Origin of the sequence: Photobacterium piscicola, assembly GCF_900166965.1 — a bacterium.
Lineage (GTDB): Bacteria > Pseudomonadota > Gammaproteobacteria > Enterobacterales > Vibrionaceae > Photobacterium > Photobacterium piscicola.
This window is the reverse complement of record NZ_FUZI01000011.1, coordinates 70,372-86,329: the sequence shown is the minus strand read 5'-3', so window position 1 is coordinate 86,329 and position 15,958 is coordinate 70,372. Positions and strand designations below refer to the sequence as shown.

Sequence of the window (15,958 nt, the reverse complement as noted above, 5' to 3'; positions counted from 1 at the left end):
GACCCCTTATCGGGGTTACGGACAGTGCCTGGTGGGTAGTTTGACTGGGGCGGTCTCCTCCCAAAGAGTAACGGAGGAGCACGAAGGTGGGCTAATCACGGTCGGACATCGTGAGGTTAGTGCAATGGCATAAGCCCGCTTGACTGCGAGAATGACAATTCGAGCAGGTGCGAAAGCAGGTCATAGTGATCCGGTGGTTCTGAATGGAAGGGCCATCGCTCAACGGATAAAAGGTACTCCGGGGATAACAGGCTGATACCGCCCAAGAGTTCATATCGACGGCGGTGTTTGGCACCTCGATGTCGGCTCATCACATCCTGGGGCTGAAGTCGGTCCCAAGGGTATGGCTGTTCGCCATTTAAAGTGGTACGCGAGCTGGGTTTAGAACGTCGTGAGACAGTTCGGTCCCTATCTGCCGTGGGCGTTGGATGATTGAGAGGGGCTGCTCCTAGTACGAGAGGACCGGAGTGGACGAACCGCTGGTGTTCGGGTTGTATCGCCAGATGCATTGCCCGGTAGCTAAGTTCGGAATCGATAACCGCTGAAAGCATCTAAGCGGGAAGCGAGCCTCAAGATGAGTCATCCCTAGACCTTTAAGGTCTCTAAAGGGTTGTTGAAGACTACAACGTTGATAGGTCAGGTGTGTAAGTGCTGCGAGGCATTGAGCTAACTGATACTAATTGCCCGTGAGGCTTAACCATACAACACCCAAGGGGTTTTCCTTCTCATAAGAGAAGAGACGGACTCTACAAACGCTTGAATGCGTGTTGAGAACAACTAGTTAGATTTTCCCAGATTGCTATTTATTGTCATAAGACAATAAATAAACCAGAATTTGCTTGGCGACCATAGCGTTATGGACCCACCTGATCCCATGCCGAACTCAGTAGTGAAACGTAATAGCGCCGATGGTAGTGTGGGGTCTCCCCATGTGAGAGTAGGACATCGCCAGGCTTCAATTTCGTTTTTATCTTTTTATAAAGGTAGAGACAACAAGTTGCATTTATGCTGAATAGACACTGCGGAGTGGTAGTTCAGTTGGTTAGAATACCGGCCTGTCACGCCGGGGGTCGCGGGTTCGAGTCCCGTCCACTCCGCCATTATTGAAGAAACCTGAATCGAAAGATTCAGGTTTTTTTTCGTCTATAGAAAATGGTGATAATAGCGGGGGCTATTATCCGTCATCTCGGAAGAGAGGTACGAGCTATCCGCGATCTACTCATCACGTGTTTGAGCATTAAAGATACCGATAAAAAATTAGCTAAAATAGCATTGAAAACAATAACTCTACAACGTGCTGATAATAGATTCCCTATCTCGTTCGTAACCTCACTGTAGGGAATGACGGCAGAGGATTAAGTCATAAATCAGCTTCGATTAGGAAGCTTAGCGGCCAGTCACGCCATTATTTTATAGAGATAAGTGGCGCGCTGATGCTCTGGTTGTAATGTTAGCTATGGCAAGTCCCGTCCACTTCACATTATTAAAGAAACCTGAATCTAACGATTCAGGTTTTTTTTCGTCTATAGAAAATGGTGATAATAGCGGGGCTATTATCCGTCATCTCGGAAGAGAGGTACGAGCTATCCGCGATCTACTTATCACGTGTTTGAGCATTAAAGATACCGATAAAAAATTAGCTAAAATAGCATTGAAAACAATAACTCTACAACGTGCTGATAATAGATTCCCTATCTCGTTCGTAACCTCACTGTAGGGAATGACGGCAGAGGATTAAGTCATAAATCAACTTCGATTAGGAAGCTTAGCGGCCAGTCACGCCATTATTTTATCGAGATAAGTGGTGCGCTGATGCTCTGGTTGTAATGTTAGCTATGGCAAGTCCCGTCCACTTCACATTCATTTAAGAAACCTGAATCGAAAGATTCAGGTTTTTTTTCGTCTGTAGAAAATGGTAATGATAGCGTGGATTACCATCCGTCATCTTGAAAGGGAGGCACGAGCTATTGGTGAGCTATTTTAAGTATTAAAGAGACCAATAAAAAACAGCTAAAATAATAACTCTATAACGTGTTGATAATAGATTCCCTATCTCGTTCGTAACCTCACTGTAGGGAATGACGCGGGGTTAGTTTGAGTATCAAAGACGCCAACGGAAAGTGTAACTCTATAATATGCGGATAGTAGACACCCTATCACCCTCGCAGGTATTCATTGTAGGGAATGTTAAGTCATTAAGTTAGTTTTGATTAGTGATGATAATAAAGGGCTGGGGTGATGCTCGGTTACAATATTAAAGATGCAAAGTAGTAGGTAAGTTATTTGACTATTGAAAAATGAAGTTGTTATTAACTGATAGGGGATTATCATCAATAATAAAAAGGAATCAATATTGATCCCTTTTTATTTTTATATGTTAGTTATGATCTTCTTTTATTGTCTAGAACTTTCCCATGGTGCTTTAAATAAAAATGATAAATTAAACTTTTTAGTGAGTTCAATAAAAACTAATGATAAGAAAATTGCACCGATACAACCTACAATTATTTGAATAGAGGCTGACTCAATATGAAATGCTTTTTGCAAAATAATCCGTATACCGCTTCCTATTAAAACATGAAGTAAATAAATATAAAGAGATGATTCACCAATATAAGCTAATAATCGAATATTTAATTTAACTAATTGCATTGATAACACGATAACAAATGATATTGCAATAATTGCAACAATAAAAGAATCCAGCCCTCTATCTAAACGACCTAACCCTTCAATGATGACAAACCAATATTGGCTGATAACAAAAAGAAGAGAGATTAAAAGAAAATATTTTAAATTATTGATTTTATTAATTAAATCCAATTGAATAACAAGTATGCCAATAAAGAAAAATACCATATGTACATAACATAAAGTAAAAACATGTATAGATGGTAGATGGCTTTGGAAGATATAAATCAGAGAAAAAAAGCACACCATTGAGATCATTAATTTAGTGTTTCTATTTTTTACAAATACAATGCTTGCAATGATAAAGGTGAAAAATAGAACATAAAGGAACCAAAACTGTGCTCTTGGTGCCCATAATAAACTAAATACTTCAGTATAAGTTACATGACCATTAGTATATTTAGATAATGTTGCTTCAATAATACCTTGTAGAATTGACCAAATAATATAAGGATAAAATATAGTATCAAATTTATTTATTATACTATTTTTAAAGCCTCTTTTAGTTAAAGATGAAGTAAAAAATAAACCAGATAAAAAGAAAAAAAGAGGCATATGAAAGCTATAAATCATAGTATCTATAGTTGTATATAAGCTTCTATCCATTGTCATACCAGCATTGAAGACACCTTCACTTATATGTCCGTAAACGACTAATATAATACCAAGCCCTTTTGCATAATCGACCCAATTTAAATGTTTGCTCACAAAATTATAATCCTAATATTGTTGATTTGTTTTTATGATAAGTTGCACTAAATACAGTGGTATTTATCATGTATCATTTTGGTTTATGAATTTGGTGAGTTTACATTAAAAAAACTAATCACATGTGATGTATTAACGAAATGTTAATTTTTGGTTATAAATATTGATTTTTCTGGATAACATTTTGATTAAATTAAATAAAATTTTTTTTGATAAGTGTGCTGTTGTTTGTTATTCAGTGAGTAATTACGAAATTTTATACGGTAGTGTTAGAATGGTGTTTTATAGTTAATTATCAGTACCTAAAGGGCATAGTGATGAGCAGTTTGAATAACGATAATAATCATGCGGAGAGTGATCAACTAACTGAAATTGCTATTGCTTACTATCAAGAAGGTGCTACGCAAGAAGAGATATCACAACGTTTTGGTATGTCTCGCGCTAAAATTGGCCGTTTACTCCGTCGCGCACGAGAAGAAGGTGTGGTTGAAATTACGGTTAAATATCACCCTGTCTTTAGTGAAAAGCTTGAACAACAGTTGATTGAACGGTTTAAGTTGAAGCGAGCGTTGATTGCACTTGATCAACCTGATGATGAAACTCAACGCCAACAGGTCGCGAGCTTGGTTTCTGGCTATCTGGCAGCAACATTATCTGATGATATGGTGGTGGCGGTTGGGCAAGGCCGTAACATTGCTTCAATTGCGAATCATGTTGGGGTGGTGCCACATCGTAATTGTCGTTTTGTGTGTGGAATTGGTGGTACGCATCGTTCTGGTAATGCGATTAATGCCGATCATATTTGCCGTCAGCTGGCAAAAAAATATGATGGTATCAGCGAAACTCTTTATGCGCCGGCTTATGTGGAAGACATTATTGTTAAAGAAGCCTTCATGAAAAATGGTACGGTCAAAGAAACCTTAGATCGTGCTCGTCGCGCTGATGTGGCGTTAGTTGGCGTGGGTGATATGAATGAAAATAGCCACATGGTTAAATTAGGTTGGTTCACGCCTCAAGAAATAGTCGAAGCACGCATTCGAAAAGGGGTCGTGGGCGATATTGCAGGCTATGATTTTTTTGATAGCCAAGGTCAGCAAGCTGATACCATGATGAGCGATCGAGTGATTGGTTTAACCATGGATGAATTGCGTCATATTCCAACGGTGGTGGTGACTGCAGCTGAAAACAGTAAGGCACTGGCTTTATTGGGGGCGTTGCGCTCGGGAGTAGTTGATGTACTTGCAACTAGTGTTAGTAATGCATTGACGATTCTTAATCTTGATCAGCAGATGAAATAGATGTTTATTTAATCATATGATCTATAAAAGAAACCGCTATCATCATTGAATGTAGATAGCGGTTGCGAATTATACCTTTAAGCAATAAAATATAATCTCAAAATGAAGGAAGAACGTCGTATCCGGTGATGCGTCCGGATTTCAAATCCGGGTAGGGCTGCCAGCAGTCCTGGGTAGGTTCGACTCCTATGTTCTTCCGCCACTTTCTTCGCTGTATTCCTATTCTTGTAATAAATCCTGATCTTTTAATTCGCGATAATTAAATTTACGCTTAGTAAATCCAATCTTATCAAAATACTCTAATAATTGAATTGCAACCTTACGCCCTAACTGACTAATGTCTCTAAATTCAGCCGTTTCTAACTTCTGATGTTGAGTCGTATGTTGGCGTACTGCGGTTGCCATTTGTACTAGATATTGATGACTGACATAGCGATCTTTCACTATCGCAGCAATATAACTTAATTGCGCTAGTTTATAACTGAGTTTGCGTAAGTTGTCTTCATTCTCACCCATTTCAAAGGCAAGATCGCGTACCCACCAAGGCTGAGGATGGGTTGCCATCAATTGTTCTATTTGATGCCAGCATTGTAGTTCAGACGGTGTTAATTGTAATTGATGCGCCGCTAAATGCAGCCAGCCACGGGTATTTGCTAACAGCTGTTGGTTTAGCAATTGGTTGATAATTGCATTAAAAATTACTTGAGGTTGATTAAGTGCAGTCATACGGTATAGCCGATCTTTACCTATACCAAGGGTGTCTTGTGCTTGCTGATGATATTGCTCTAGTGTGGCGATAATATGCTGTTGTAATGCTTGTTGATAGCTGTCAAAACACAGGTAATCACCGTATTGTTTTATGCTGCTATCAGCGGTCACGAGTTGGTTAAGAACACTGATTTGGCACTGATGTTGTTCAAGCAATTGTTGCTGTGACTGTGGTGCATGTTGAAGCTTAAATGCAATGATGTCAGGGAGTGAATGTAAGGCTGCTCGTTGATTGAGGTATTCAAGTCGTTGCGGAGCACGTTTGCCTCTATTTGGCGGTAATAGATCAATAACAACGGCACTGCCGAGGTTTATTTTTTGGGCGGGATCACGGAGTAATAAGCGATCTTGCTCGGTTAAACACAATGGCGTATCAAAGGTTATTTCAGCAACCGCGCTATCATTTGGTGCTAATTGCTTATCTTCTAATAATGCAATATGGCCTGTGGTATGGGTGGCAGCATGGAAAATTTGACTATTTTGCCAATGCTTAATTAGATGGTTAGCGGTTAATTTTACCGTGATCCGTTTAATTATTTGCTTGGGTGCTACCTGTAATAACCAGTCGCCACGGTTTAAGTTTGCTTTATCAATGTCACCACTAATATTGAGCGCAACCCGTTGGTTTGCCGTCGCAGATTCCGTTGCCTGTCCCTGTGCATGAATAGATTTGATTCGTACAATTTGCGGTTGGCTATGGCCTTTTTTAAGCTGATTATGGCTCACTAAACACAAGCTATCACCAACATTGATATGACCATTTAATGCGGTGCCAGTAACAACTAATCCTGAACCTTTAACGTGAAAGGCGCGATCGATAGCAAGCTTAAAATTGAGGGTGTTATCATATTGCTGTTCATTATCCGCAAGATCAATCAGGTGTTGTTTGAGTTCATTAATACCGTCATTTGTATGCGCCGAACAATGAAAAATAGTTGATTGAGTAAAGCCATATTGAAGCAATAATTGGTGTAATGTTGCTTCGAGTTGCTGTTGTTGCTCAAGGCTGGTGAGATCAGATTTAGTGATCACCACCGTTAAACTATCCATTGCCAATAAGCGTAAAATAGTGAGATGCTCGTAGCTTTGCGGCATCATGCCTTCATCACCCGCAACAATCAGCATTGCGTGATGGGCGGTGCCTACGCCAGCTAGCATATTGGAGAGAAATTTTTCATGGCCTGGCACATCAATAAAACCTAACCGTTGTTGGTGGTTAGATTTTGTTGAGTGATACGGCATAAATGCGTAGCCTAAATCAATCGTGAGTCCCCGTTGTTGCTCTTCTGGCAGTCGATCGGCATTGATCCCAGTCAGGGCGTGTAACAGTTTGGTTTTACCATGATCGACATGGCCAGCTGTAGCAATAATCATAACGTTACTCGACGATAGTTATTGAGCAAGAGGTAATAAAAAAGGGTTGAAGCCGCTGCGATATAATTCCATTTGGCTTAATTTTTGATCAAGTACCAGTGTGGCGAGATCATCAGCAATGGGATCTAACTGAGGGTTCTTTTCAAGCACCAACATCTTTAAGTAACTTTGGCAATGACTACAAGTTTCAGCACGAACACTGTCTTCTAGTGATTCACTTTGCAGTTGAATATTCTCGCCGTCACCACATTGAGTGCATTCAGCACGTAGTCGATGCCACTCTGCTTCACATTGACTGCAATGTAAGTAACGATGACCACTGCCTTGAATTAAACTTGCCGCAGGAGCGCCACCGCAAAGAGGGCAATGTGATTGTTTGGCATTGGCTTCTGGTTGCCACTCTAATTGGGTATTAGTGACAATTAAGCTCATTAGCGTATTGATACAACCCCAAAGAATAATCGCAATATCAGCAGGAACACGTTCCGGTTGGTTTTGTTGCAGGGCATGAAAGTAATGCTGTAATGTTTGTTGATCTATTTGGCTAATGCTATCGATAACTTTAACGATATCATCACTTGCAATCGAACGTAATGCAGAGGTTAACTGGGTTAGCATGGGGTCTAAAATTGCTTGCCAAGTGCTGTCTATTTTAATCGGCCATGTTAGCGTTTCTGTTTGTAATTGTTGTTGTACGGCGCTATTAAACGTTTCAACTAAATGCACTTGTTGCTGCACTATTTGACCCGCTAGTAATAGATAATCTGCCATAAAAGAATCTTGTGCCAACTGACGTAAACGTGCGGCGCGGGCATGAAAAATGGTTGCAGGGTTACCAATGATTAACGGATTAAAGCCATCACTTTTTTGCTTAACGATGGTGTTTTTATCTAAAATTTTAACGCTCATGCAAGTATCCAATTATAAGAATACCAACCTCGGTAAACCTCGGTTGGTATAGAAATAAAGAGCGGATAAACATCAAGGATTATCCGTTCTAGAGCTTGTTGTTAGTGTTGGTTTTTGTTGCTAGTTAGCGAACGGAACCAACGTGGGTGATGTTTCTTTGCCCAAGCTGGAGAAACTTTACCTTCTAACATGCCATCGATTGAGCCTTTTACCCAATACGCCATGTAAACATGGACAATTAAGCTTAAAGCAAATACAAGGGCAGCGAGTGAGTGAACAATTAAGGCAATACGTACAACATCAATGCTGAAGTAAGCTGAAAAGTAAGCACGCCATGCAATGAGACCCGTTACTAGCAACAATACGGCACAGGCAATAAATTGACGTAGGAGCATTTTCTGCCCTGCGTTGTATTGACCCGCTTCTGGTACGTTTTCTTCGTTCTCAGTTAAAACATCTTTAACTTTTAACATCCATTGGAGATCACCTTTTTCAAAGTGGTTATGACTCCAATAACGACAGACTAAGAAGCATAAGCCTACAGTCATCACAATCGCACCAAACGGATGCAAAATACGCGCAAGCTGTGGTGAACCATAGACATAGCTAAGGAAGTGCAGTGGCGCAAACATAAAAGATAAGCCAGACAATAAAGTCCAGATACCTGTTAATGCGACTGTCCAGTGCACAACACGATCTAAAGGTTTATGACGTAAAATTGTTTTATTCAAACTCATTTCTCATCTCCTTCATCTTCAGCCACACGACTACGACCCACTGTTACACGGTGAATAGCAGCAAGAGCCAAAGTACCGACTAAACCAGCAGCGGCAAGTGGCTTAAGATCATCTTTCCATAACTTCACTGTTTCGCTGATTTTAGGATCTTTTGGCAGATCATAACGCTCAGGATCAGTGATATCGTGTAGAACATAAATTACATGCGTACCGCCCACGCCTTGTGGGTTGTAGATGCCGGCTTTTTTATGGCCTTTAGCTTGCAGTGCAGCAACACGTTGATTGGCATACTCAAGAATTTCTTCACGAGGACCAAAACGTAATGCACCTGTTGGACAGGTTTTTGCACACGATGGCACTTGACCTGCCTGAAGGCGATCAAGGCATAACGTACATTTGTAAACACGGTTATCAACGGGGTTCATTCGCGGAATATCAAATGGGCAGCCAGCGATACAGTAACCGCAACCAACACATTTTTCCGAGTTGAAATCGACAACACCGTTTTCATATTGCACGATAGCACCGGGTTCTGGACATGCTTTTAAGCAGCCAGGATCAGAACAGTGCATGCAACTGTGTTTACTAAATAACCACTTAAACTTGTTATCTTCTTCAATTTCTTTGAAGTGAATAGTGGTCCACGTTTCAGCTGTGGTATTGGGCGGATTTTGGTAAGAACCTTCAAAGGTGCCTACTTTACCGCGTAAATTATTCCACTCGCTACACGCATCCATACAGCCTTTACAGCCCGTACAGCAAGTAACATCAATTAATTTAGTTACTTGAATTTGACGTTCACGCGCATCAGGTGATGGAGTAAGCGACGATGTAGCAGAACTACGAATGATATTCTGTGATTCCATACCCATGGCTTACTTCACCTTCTCTACGTTAACCAAAAATGCTTTGTATTCCGGTGTTTGTGAGTTAGCGTCACCCACACATGGCGATAACGTATTCGCAAGGTAACCCGGCTTAGTATCGCCTTCGTAGCCCCAGTGAATAGGAATACCGACTGTGTGAACTGCTTGGCCGTTAACATGCAGTGGTGTAATACGCTTAGATACATAAGCTTTAGCGACAATAGCGCCACGCTTAGAAGTTACACGCACCATATCAGCATTGTTAATACCACGCTCTTTCGCTAAACCTTCACCAATTTCAACAAATTGTTCTGGTTGTAATACCGCGTTGAAATGAGAGTGACTGGTCCAAGTATGGAAGTGTTCAGTCAGGCGGTAAGTGGTACCCACAAATGGATAATCCGCTTTAGTACCTAATTGCGCTGCATCATCTTTGAATAAACGTGCCGCTGGGTTTGAAACCACATTTTTATGTAATGGATTCGTGCCAATCGGTGTTTCAAATGGTTCGTAATGCTCAGGGAACGGACCTTCAGCCATTTTATCAAGTGCAAACAAACGGCCTACGCCTTCAGGTTGCATGATAAATGGACCCGCATTACTTGATGGTGGCAATTTAGCGTTAAAGTCAGGTACATCTGGGCCAACCCATTTGTTACCGTTCCATTCCACTAACATACGCGCTTTATTCCATGGCGTACCGTCAGGACGTGTTGATGCACGGTTGTACAATACACGACGGTTAGCCGGCCAAGACCATGCCCAGTTTGGTGCAATACCTAAACCAGAAGGATCGCTGTTATCACGACGTGCAGTTTGGTTGCCCGCTTCAGTCCAACTACCGGTGTATAACCAACAAGCCGCATTGGTTGAACCATCCGCTTTTAGTTTACTAAAACTTGATAGTTGCTTACCGTTAGCATCTTTACCATTAAGTTCTTGTGCTAGCTCTTTGGTATTTGGCGCCGCAGGGATCGCATAATTCCAATCAAGAGATAAGATAGGATCAGGGTATGTACCGCCTTCTTGTTGATACATATCGCGCATCTTCAAGAAGATACCCGCTAGAATCTCAGCATCACCTTTTGCTTCTCCTGGCATATCAGCAGCTTTCCAGTGCCACTGTAACCAGCGCGCTGAACTTACGATAGTGCCATCTTCTTCAGCGAAACATGCACAAGGTAAACGGAACACTTCAGTGTCAATGCTTGCAGTATCAACTTCATTAACGTTAGGTTTATTTTGCCAGAACGTAGAGGTTTCAGTTGCAAGCGGATCAACAACCACTAAGTATTTCAACTTAGATAAAGCATCCAATGTTTTTTGCTTGTTAGACATTGATGCAACAGGGTTGAAACCTTGACAGATATAGCCATTCATTTCGCCTTTGTTCATCATTTCGAACACGCGCAACATGTCGTAGCCTTGATCCCACTTCGGCATCATATCGTAGCCAAAGTTATTCTCAGCTGTTGCACTTTTGCCGTAGAAAGACTTCAGTAATGACACGAAGAATGCTGGGTAATGCTGCCAGTAGTTGGTTTGATCTGCTTCAAGTGCCACTGGGGTGTGGTGCTTAAGGTGAGCAGCTAAATCAACATCTTTGTCTGAAGGTAGTTTTAAGTAACCCGGTAGGCTTTGTGCTAATAAACCAAGGTCAGTAATACCTTGAATATTAGAGTGACCACGCAAAGCATTAACACCGCCGCCAGCCATGCCCATATTACCTAATAGTAATTGGATCATTGCCATACAACGGATGTTTTCAGCGCCTTTAGAGTGCTGAGTCCAGCCTGTCGCATACAAGATAGTGGCAACGCGGTTATCCGCCGCAGTACTACCCAGTGCTTTACAGACGTGATCAAACATATCAATCGGTGTGCCAGTAATATTAGCAACAACATCAGGCGTGTAGCGAGATACGTGATCTTTAAGTAAGTTCCATACACAACGAGGATGTTGTAGTGATTCATCCTTTAATGCATAGCCTTGATCGTCAAGTTGGTAGAACCAGCTGCTACGATCATACTGACGTTTCTCAGCATCATAGCCAGAGAATAGACCATCGTGGAATGCATAGTCATCACGCACAATAAAGCTAGCGTTGGTGTATGCTTTTACATACTCATGATTCACTTGACTGCTTGCCATTAGGTAACGAATAGCACCTAAAAGGAAAGCAATATCAGCACCCGAACGGATCGGTGCATAGTGATCAGCCACTGCTGCTGTACGCGTGAAGCGTGGATCAACCACGATAATTTCAGCGTTATTGGTCTTTTGAGCTTCAATCGCCCAGCGGAAGCCTACAGGGTGTGCTTCTGCTGCGTTACCGCCCATAACAAGAATAAGGTCGGCATTTTTAATATCAACCCAGTTGTTGGTCATCGCGCCGCGGCCAAATGTTGGAGCAAGACTTGCTACCGTTGGACCGTGTCAAATACGCGCTTGAGTGTCTACAGGAACCATACCCAAACCACGGGCAAATTTCTGTGTTAACCAACCATTTTCATTACTTTCCGCTGAGGCACAAAGCATGCCTGTTGTTAGCCAGCGGTTAACCGTAGTGCCTTGTTCATTTTTCTGAATAAGGTTTTCATCACGGTCCTGTTTCATAAGTTTAGCGATACGGCTAAAGGCTTCGTCCCATGTTAGACGTTGCCATTTATCAGAGCCTGGAGCACGGTATTCTGGGAATTTCAAACGTTGTTCGCTGTTAACAAAACCAGCTAGGCCCGCACCTTTAGGACATAATGCACCACGGCTTACTGGATGATCGGGATCACCTTCAACGTGGAACACTTTTTGTTTAATATTACCGCCTGTAGCACCTGTGCTATACAGTAATGTGCCACAACCTACTGAACAATAAGAACACGTATTACGCGTTTCTTTGGCTGCGGTTAATTTGAATTCACGGGCCTGTGCCCATGCTTTTTGCGGAATTGTGGCAAGCGAAGCAATTGTTGTGGTTGCTACAGCCCCCGCGCACAATTTAAATAATTGACGTCTACTTATATTCAATCTAAAAAGACCTTATGAGAAATAAAGAAGAGGGTGAAATCTAAGGTGTTATTATATGGGTCAATATAAAGTCGTCAAATTTTGCTATTAAAGGCAAGGTTATAAAAAACAAAATAATAAATTACATAATATAAATAACTATTTAAATATCATTAATAACTCATGAAAGGTAATGATGTGAGGAGAGTGATTTAAATCAAAATTACTGCTGCTTATGATGTAGTAATAATCATTGTCATTTGCAACTGTGACTGCATTATTATATTTAGTCATGTTCCATTTTTAATGGTAAATATATTTATATAATGTGTGACAAATAAGTAACGCATTTTTAAAGTAAAATTCAGTAAAGATAATATATATTTTGGAGGTTGTTATCTTTTTACTTTTCGCGATATTGAGGTAATAGTGATGTTTCATTATTAAGGTTATTTTAATTACAAATCAATTTGTTATGTTTTATTTACTAATGGTAGTTTAGTTATCCCGCACTCTTAAATAACACTGAAGCGATGAATAGTGATAATAAAAAAGCAGATATAAGTTACTAAACACGTCTAATTAAATGCAATCTTAAGTGTCATTAATGGAAAAATAAAGGGTTACTAAATAAACAATGTTAAGATTGTTTATTTAGTAATATAGTTTTATTTTATAAAAAATACGATTTATCGCTGAAATAATGGATATTTTTTTATTTAAAAAAGCCATTAGTATTGGTTTGTTATTTTTGATTTGAAAAAATAATAAGATAATTGTGCTATTACTATTTGAATAACTATTATTTATCAAAACATTTTAAAACTAAACAACGAACTACTGTTTAGTAGATGAATTTTGCATCGTCTGAGGGTTGCGTTATCATTAAGGAAATTGAGGTTAAAAAGGAAGAATAATATGTTAAGGATGATAATTTCTGGGTTGATGCTGGTTTGTATAAGTCAGAGCGTAATGGCAACACCATGGGAAAAAGTAAAAAAACCAAGTCAAGGTGATTCTAGTTCGATAGGCTCATATGCTAATGGATGTCTTGCTGGTGGTGAGCGTTTACCGCTGCAAGGTGATGGCTACCAAGTAATACGTTCTGAGCGTGGACGTTATTACGGTAATAGTGAAATGATTGTTTTTTTGCAGCAATTGATGAAGCAATCACGGCAATTAAAAATTGGAAATGTCTTGGTGGGTGATATTGCGATGCCACGTGGCGGTCGATTCTCTTCCGGTCATGCCAGCCATCAAACTGGGCTTGATGCTGATATTTGGTTGCGTATACCTGAACAACCATTATCACCACAGGCATTAAAAACAATTTCAGCACTGCCGATGGTTGATGTGAAAAATTACAAGATCATTGATAAGAATTGGAGTTCAAAGCAAGCACAATTAATTCAACTTGCTGCCAGTGATGATCGCGTTGCACGTATTTTTGTCCATCCAGTGATCAAACAACAACTCTGTAAAGCAAAGTGGAAAGACCGTAATTGGCTGAGTAAAGTACGTCCTTGGTTTGGTCATTATTACCATTTCCATGTGCGCTTAAATTGCCCAGCAGGAAGTACGACTTGTGAAACACAAGCACCACCGCCAGCAGGTGATGGTTGTGGTACTGAACTTGCCTCGTGGTCACCTAATTATAAAGCACCGGTGACGAGTGAATCAGTTAAGGCTGTTAAACCTAAGCCCAAACCTGTGAAAGTATTACCACCTATGTGTGCGATAGTATTAAAAAGTTAGGTTTTTGCTAGAACTAGTAAATGATATGACATAAAAAAGCGCCGCCCAGTTAACTGAGCGGCGCTTTTTTGATACGGTTTATTAGTGATGACTAAGCAAGACCTTGCAAGGTGACAAACTTTTCAAGTAGTTCGTCATCTGATTCGATATGTTCAGGATCAGTAATAATGCAATTGGTGATCGGACAAACTGACTGGCAGGTTGGCTTATCATAGTGCCCTTTACATTCAGTGCAGCGATCAGGATTAATTTCGTAAAATTCATCCCCCATGGTAATGGCCTCATTTGGACATTCAGGATCACACATATCACAGTTAATGCATTTAGTTGTAATGAGCAGTGCCATAATGCTTATTTACCGTCTTTAGGTGCGTGTGGGTTACGGGTATCTTCACCGTTACTTAAATTACGCATTAATAGACCAAAACTTAGGTCCATATCTGATGGCATTGGAATAAACACAAAGTGACCATTACCTTTGGCATCATCAATTACTTCTGATTTACGGTTTTCCATGGTTTCAAGTTTGAAGACAACGTTACCTTGCGGTGTCATTACTTCAAGGCTGTCACCAACAATGAACTTGTTCTTTACTTCAACTTCAGCAAGGTCGCCACGGCGTTTACCTGTAAACTCACCAACAAATTGTTGAGTTTCTGAAATTGAGTAACCGTAATCATAATTTTGGTAAGCATCATGAGTGTGGCGACGAAGGAAACCTTCAGTGTAACCACGGTGCGCTAGGCTTTCTAATGTACCCAGTAATGAGTCATCAAATGGTTTGCCAGCAACAGCATCATCGATCGCTTTACGGTAAACTTGCGCAGTACGAGCACAGTAGTAGAACGATTTAGTACGGCCTTCAATTTTTAGTGAGTGCACACCCATTTTAGTTAGGCGCTCAACATGTTGTACTGCACGAAGATCTTTAGAGTTCATGATGTAAGTACCATGCTCATCTTCAAATGCCGCCATTTTTTCTTCAGGACGGTGAGATTCACTTAGTAGCACAACATCATCAATTGGCTTACCTAGACCTAATGTATTGTTTGGACGCTCTTCAACTTCTTGAATCTGAATTGCATCTTGAACTTCAACAATTTGACCTGAATCATTCTCAACGGCTTTTTCTACTTTGTATTCCCAACGGCATGAGTTAGTGCATGTACCTTGGTTTGGATCGCGTTTGTTGATGTAGCCAGATAATAAACAACGACCAGAATACGCCATGCAAAGTGCGCCATGAACAAAGATTTCTAGTTCAGTATCGGGGCAATGTTCACGAATTTCTTCGATTTCTTCTAATGATAGTTCACGTGAAAGAATCACACGCTCAACGCCTTGGCTTGCCCAGAATTTTACGGTTGCCCAGTTAACAGCATTTGCTTGTACTGACAGGTGAATAACAACCTCAGGAAACGCTTCACGTACCATCATGATTAGACCTGGATCTGACATGATAAGCGCATCAGGACCCATATCGACAATTGGCTTTAAATCACGAATAAAGGTTTTAAGCTTAGAGTTATGCGGTTGAATATTACAAACCACATACAGCTTTTTACCTTGTGCGTGTGCTTCATCGATACCAATTTTAAGGTTATCGTGGTTGAATTCATTATTACGAACGCGAAGGCTGTAACGTGGTTGACCTGCATAGACAGCATCTGCACCATAGGCAAAGGCATAACGCATGTTTTTAAGGCTACCGGCTGGAGATAATAATTCTGGTTTAAACATTGCTCAATTCTCTTAGATGTCTGATTCCAAATCAGCCTATAACACCTAGTGCTATAGGGAGGAGGCGAGATTCTACTTTTTTCATTCCCACATTGCCAATTTTCTTGAA

General features: G+C 40.6%; 10 protein-coding genes, 2 tRNA genes and 2 rRNA genes. 6 read left to right on the top strand and 8 right to left on the bottom strand.

Annotated elements, in window-relative coordinates:
• The 3 genes from CZ809_RS18210 to CZ809_RS18200 all read left to right on the top strand — a co-directional run.
• Nucleotides 1–701 (top strand): 23S ribosomal RNA (locus CZ809_RS18210); the annotation flags it as partial.
• 137 nt (nucleotides 702–838) lie between these two features.
• Nucleotides 839–954 (top strand): 5S ribosomal RNA (gene rrf / locus CZ809_RS18205).
• Between the two features lie 69 nt (nucleotides 955–1,023).
• A tRNA-Asp gene (locus tag CZ809_RS18200) sits at nucleotides 1,024–1,100 on the top strand.
• 1,294 nt (nucleotides 1,101–2,394) lie between these two features.
• Here CZ809_RS18200 and CZ809_RS18190 read toward each other — a convergent pair.
• A complete protein-coding gene (locus CZ809_RS18190) occupies nucleotides 2,395–3,399 on the bottom strand; it encodes an acyltransferase family protein (RefSeq protein ID WP_080158958.1) in 1,005 nt (334 codons plus the stop codon).
• Between the two features lie 317 nt (nucleotides 3,400–3,716).
• Here CZ809_RS18190 and CZ809_RS18185 point away from each other — a divergent pair, with 317 nt between their 5' ends.
• Both CZ809_RS18185 and CZ809_RS21195 read left to right on the top strand, forming a co-directional pair.
• Nucleotides 3,717–4,697: a sugar-binding transcriptional regulator gene (locus CZ809_RS18185; RefSeq protein ID WP_080158957.1), complete on the top strand. Its 981-nt coding sequence runs from the start codon at nucleotides 3,717–3,719 to the stop codon at nucleotides 4,695–4,697.
• Nucleotides 4,698–4,804: 107 nt separating this feature from the next.
• Nucleotides 4,805–4,899 (top strand) — tRNA-Sec (locus CZ809_RS21195).
• Between the two features lie 17 nt (nucleotides 4,900–4,916).
• Here CZ809_RS21195 and selB read toward each other — a convergent pair.
• From selB to fdnG, 5 genes are all read right to left on the bottom strand, one after another.
• Entirely contained in the window at nucleotides 4,917–6,839 is a 1,923-nt protein-coding gene (gene selB / locus CZ809_RS18180; protein WP_080158956.1) for a selenocysteine-specific translation elongation factor, read from the bottom strand.
• An 18-nt stretch (nucleotides 6,840–6,857) separates the two neighbouring features.
• On the bottom strand, nucleotides 6,858–7,748 hold the full coding sequence (locus CZ809_RS18175) for a formate dehydrogenase accessory protein FdhE (RefSeq protein ID WP_080158955.1): 891 nt from the start codon (nucleotides 7,746–7,748) through the stop codon (nucleotides 6,858–6,860).
• A gap of 101 nt (nucleotides 7,749–7,849) precedes the next feature.
• Nucleotides 7,850–8,485: a formate dehydrogenase subunit gamma gene (locus CZ809_RS18170; RefSeq protein ID WP_080158954.1), complete on the bottom strand. Its 636-nt coding sequence runs from the start codon at nucleotides 8,483–8,485 to the stop codon at nucleotides 7,850–7,852.
• On the bottom strand, nucleotides 8,482–9,357 hold the full coding sequence (gene fdxH / locus CZ809_RS18165) for a formate dehydrogenase subunit beta (RefSeq protein ID WP_080158953.1): 876 nt from the start codon (nucleotides 9,355–9,357) through the stop codon (nucleotides 8,482–8,484). The genes CZ809_RS18170 and fdxH overlap by 4 nt, the downstream gene beginning before the upstream one ends.
• Nucleotides 9,358–9,360: 3 nt before the next feature.
• The gene (gene fdnG, locus CZ809_RS18160; protein WP_144396207.1) at nucleotides 9,361–12,375 is read right to left on the bottom strand and encodes a formate dehydrogenase-N subunit alpha; all 3,015 of its coding nucleotides are present in this window, start codon (nucleotides 12,373–12,375) and stop codon (nucleotides 9,361–9,363) included.
• A gap of 897 nt (nucleotides 12,376–13,272) precedes the next feature.
• On the opposite strand from fdnG, the gene mepA reads away from it, so the two are divergent.
• Nucleotides 13,273–14,109 carry a penicillin-insensitive murein endopeptidase gene (mepA, locus tag CZ809_RS18150; protein ID WP_080158950.1) on the top strand — a complete coding sequence of 279 codons (837 nt, stop codon included), beginning with the start codon at nucleotides 13,273–13,275 and terminating at the stop codon, nucleotides 14,107–14,109.
• A gap of 91 nt (nucleotides 14,110–14,200) precedes the next feature.
• Here the strand turns inward: mepA and CZ809_RS18145 are convergent, their stop codons facing one another.
• Both CZ809_RS18145 and trhP read right to left on the bottom strand, forming a co-directional pair.
• Nucleotides 14,201–14,455, bottom strand: a complete 255-nt coding sequence (locus tag CZ809_RS18145) for a YfhL family 4Fe-4S dicluster ferredoxin (RefSeq protein WP_045043384.1) — start codon at nucleotides 14,453–14,455, stop codon at nucleotides 14,201–14,203.
• Nucleotides 14,456–14,460: 5 nt separating this feature from the next.
• Nucleotides 14,461–15,849: a prephenate-dependent tRNA uridine(34) hydroxylase TrhP gene (trhP, locus tag CZ809_RS18140; RefSeq protein WP_080158949.1), complete on the bottom strand. Its 1,389-nt coding sequence runs from the start codon at nucleotides 15,847–15,849 to the stop codon at nucleotides 14,461–14,463.
• Nucleotides 15,850–15,958 lie beyond the last annotated feature (109 nt).

Excerpts from the sequence above, each read along its gene's own strand:
- CZ809_RS18145 (WP_045043384.1), bottom strand. The coding sequence starts at position 14,455 with ATGGCACTGCTCATTACAACTAAATGCATTAACTGTGATATGTGTGAT.
- mepA (WP_080158950.1), top strand. The coding sequence starts at position 13,273 with ATGTTAAGGATGATAATTTCTGGGTTGATGCTGGTTTGTATAAGTCAG.
- CZ809_RS18185 (WP_080158957.1), top strand. The coding sequence starts at position 3,717 with ATGAGCAGTTTGAATAACGATAATAATCATGCGGAGAGTGATCAACTA.
- fdxH (WP_080158953.1), bottom strand. The coding sequence starts at position 9,357 with ATGGGTATGGAATCACAGAATATCATTCGTAGTTCTGCTACATCGTCG.
- CZ809_RS18175 (WP_080158955.1), bottom strand. The coding sequence starts at position 7,748 with ATGAGCGTTAAAATTTTAGATAAAAACACCATCGTTAAGCAAAAAAGT.
- trhP (WP_080158949.1), bottom strand. The coding sequence starts at position 15,849 with ATGTTTAAACCAGAATTATTATCTCCAGCCGGTAGCCTTAAAAACATG.
- CZ809_RS18170 (WP_080158954.1), bottom strand. The coding sequence starts at position 8,485 with ATGAGTTTGAATAAAACAATTTTACGTCATAAACCTTTAGATCGTGTT.
- selB (WP_080158956.1), bottom strand. The coding sequence starts at position 6,839 with ATGATTATTGCTACAGCTGGCCATGTCGATCATGGTAAAACCAAACTG.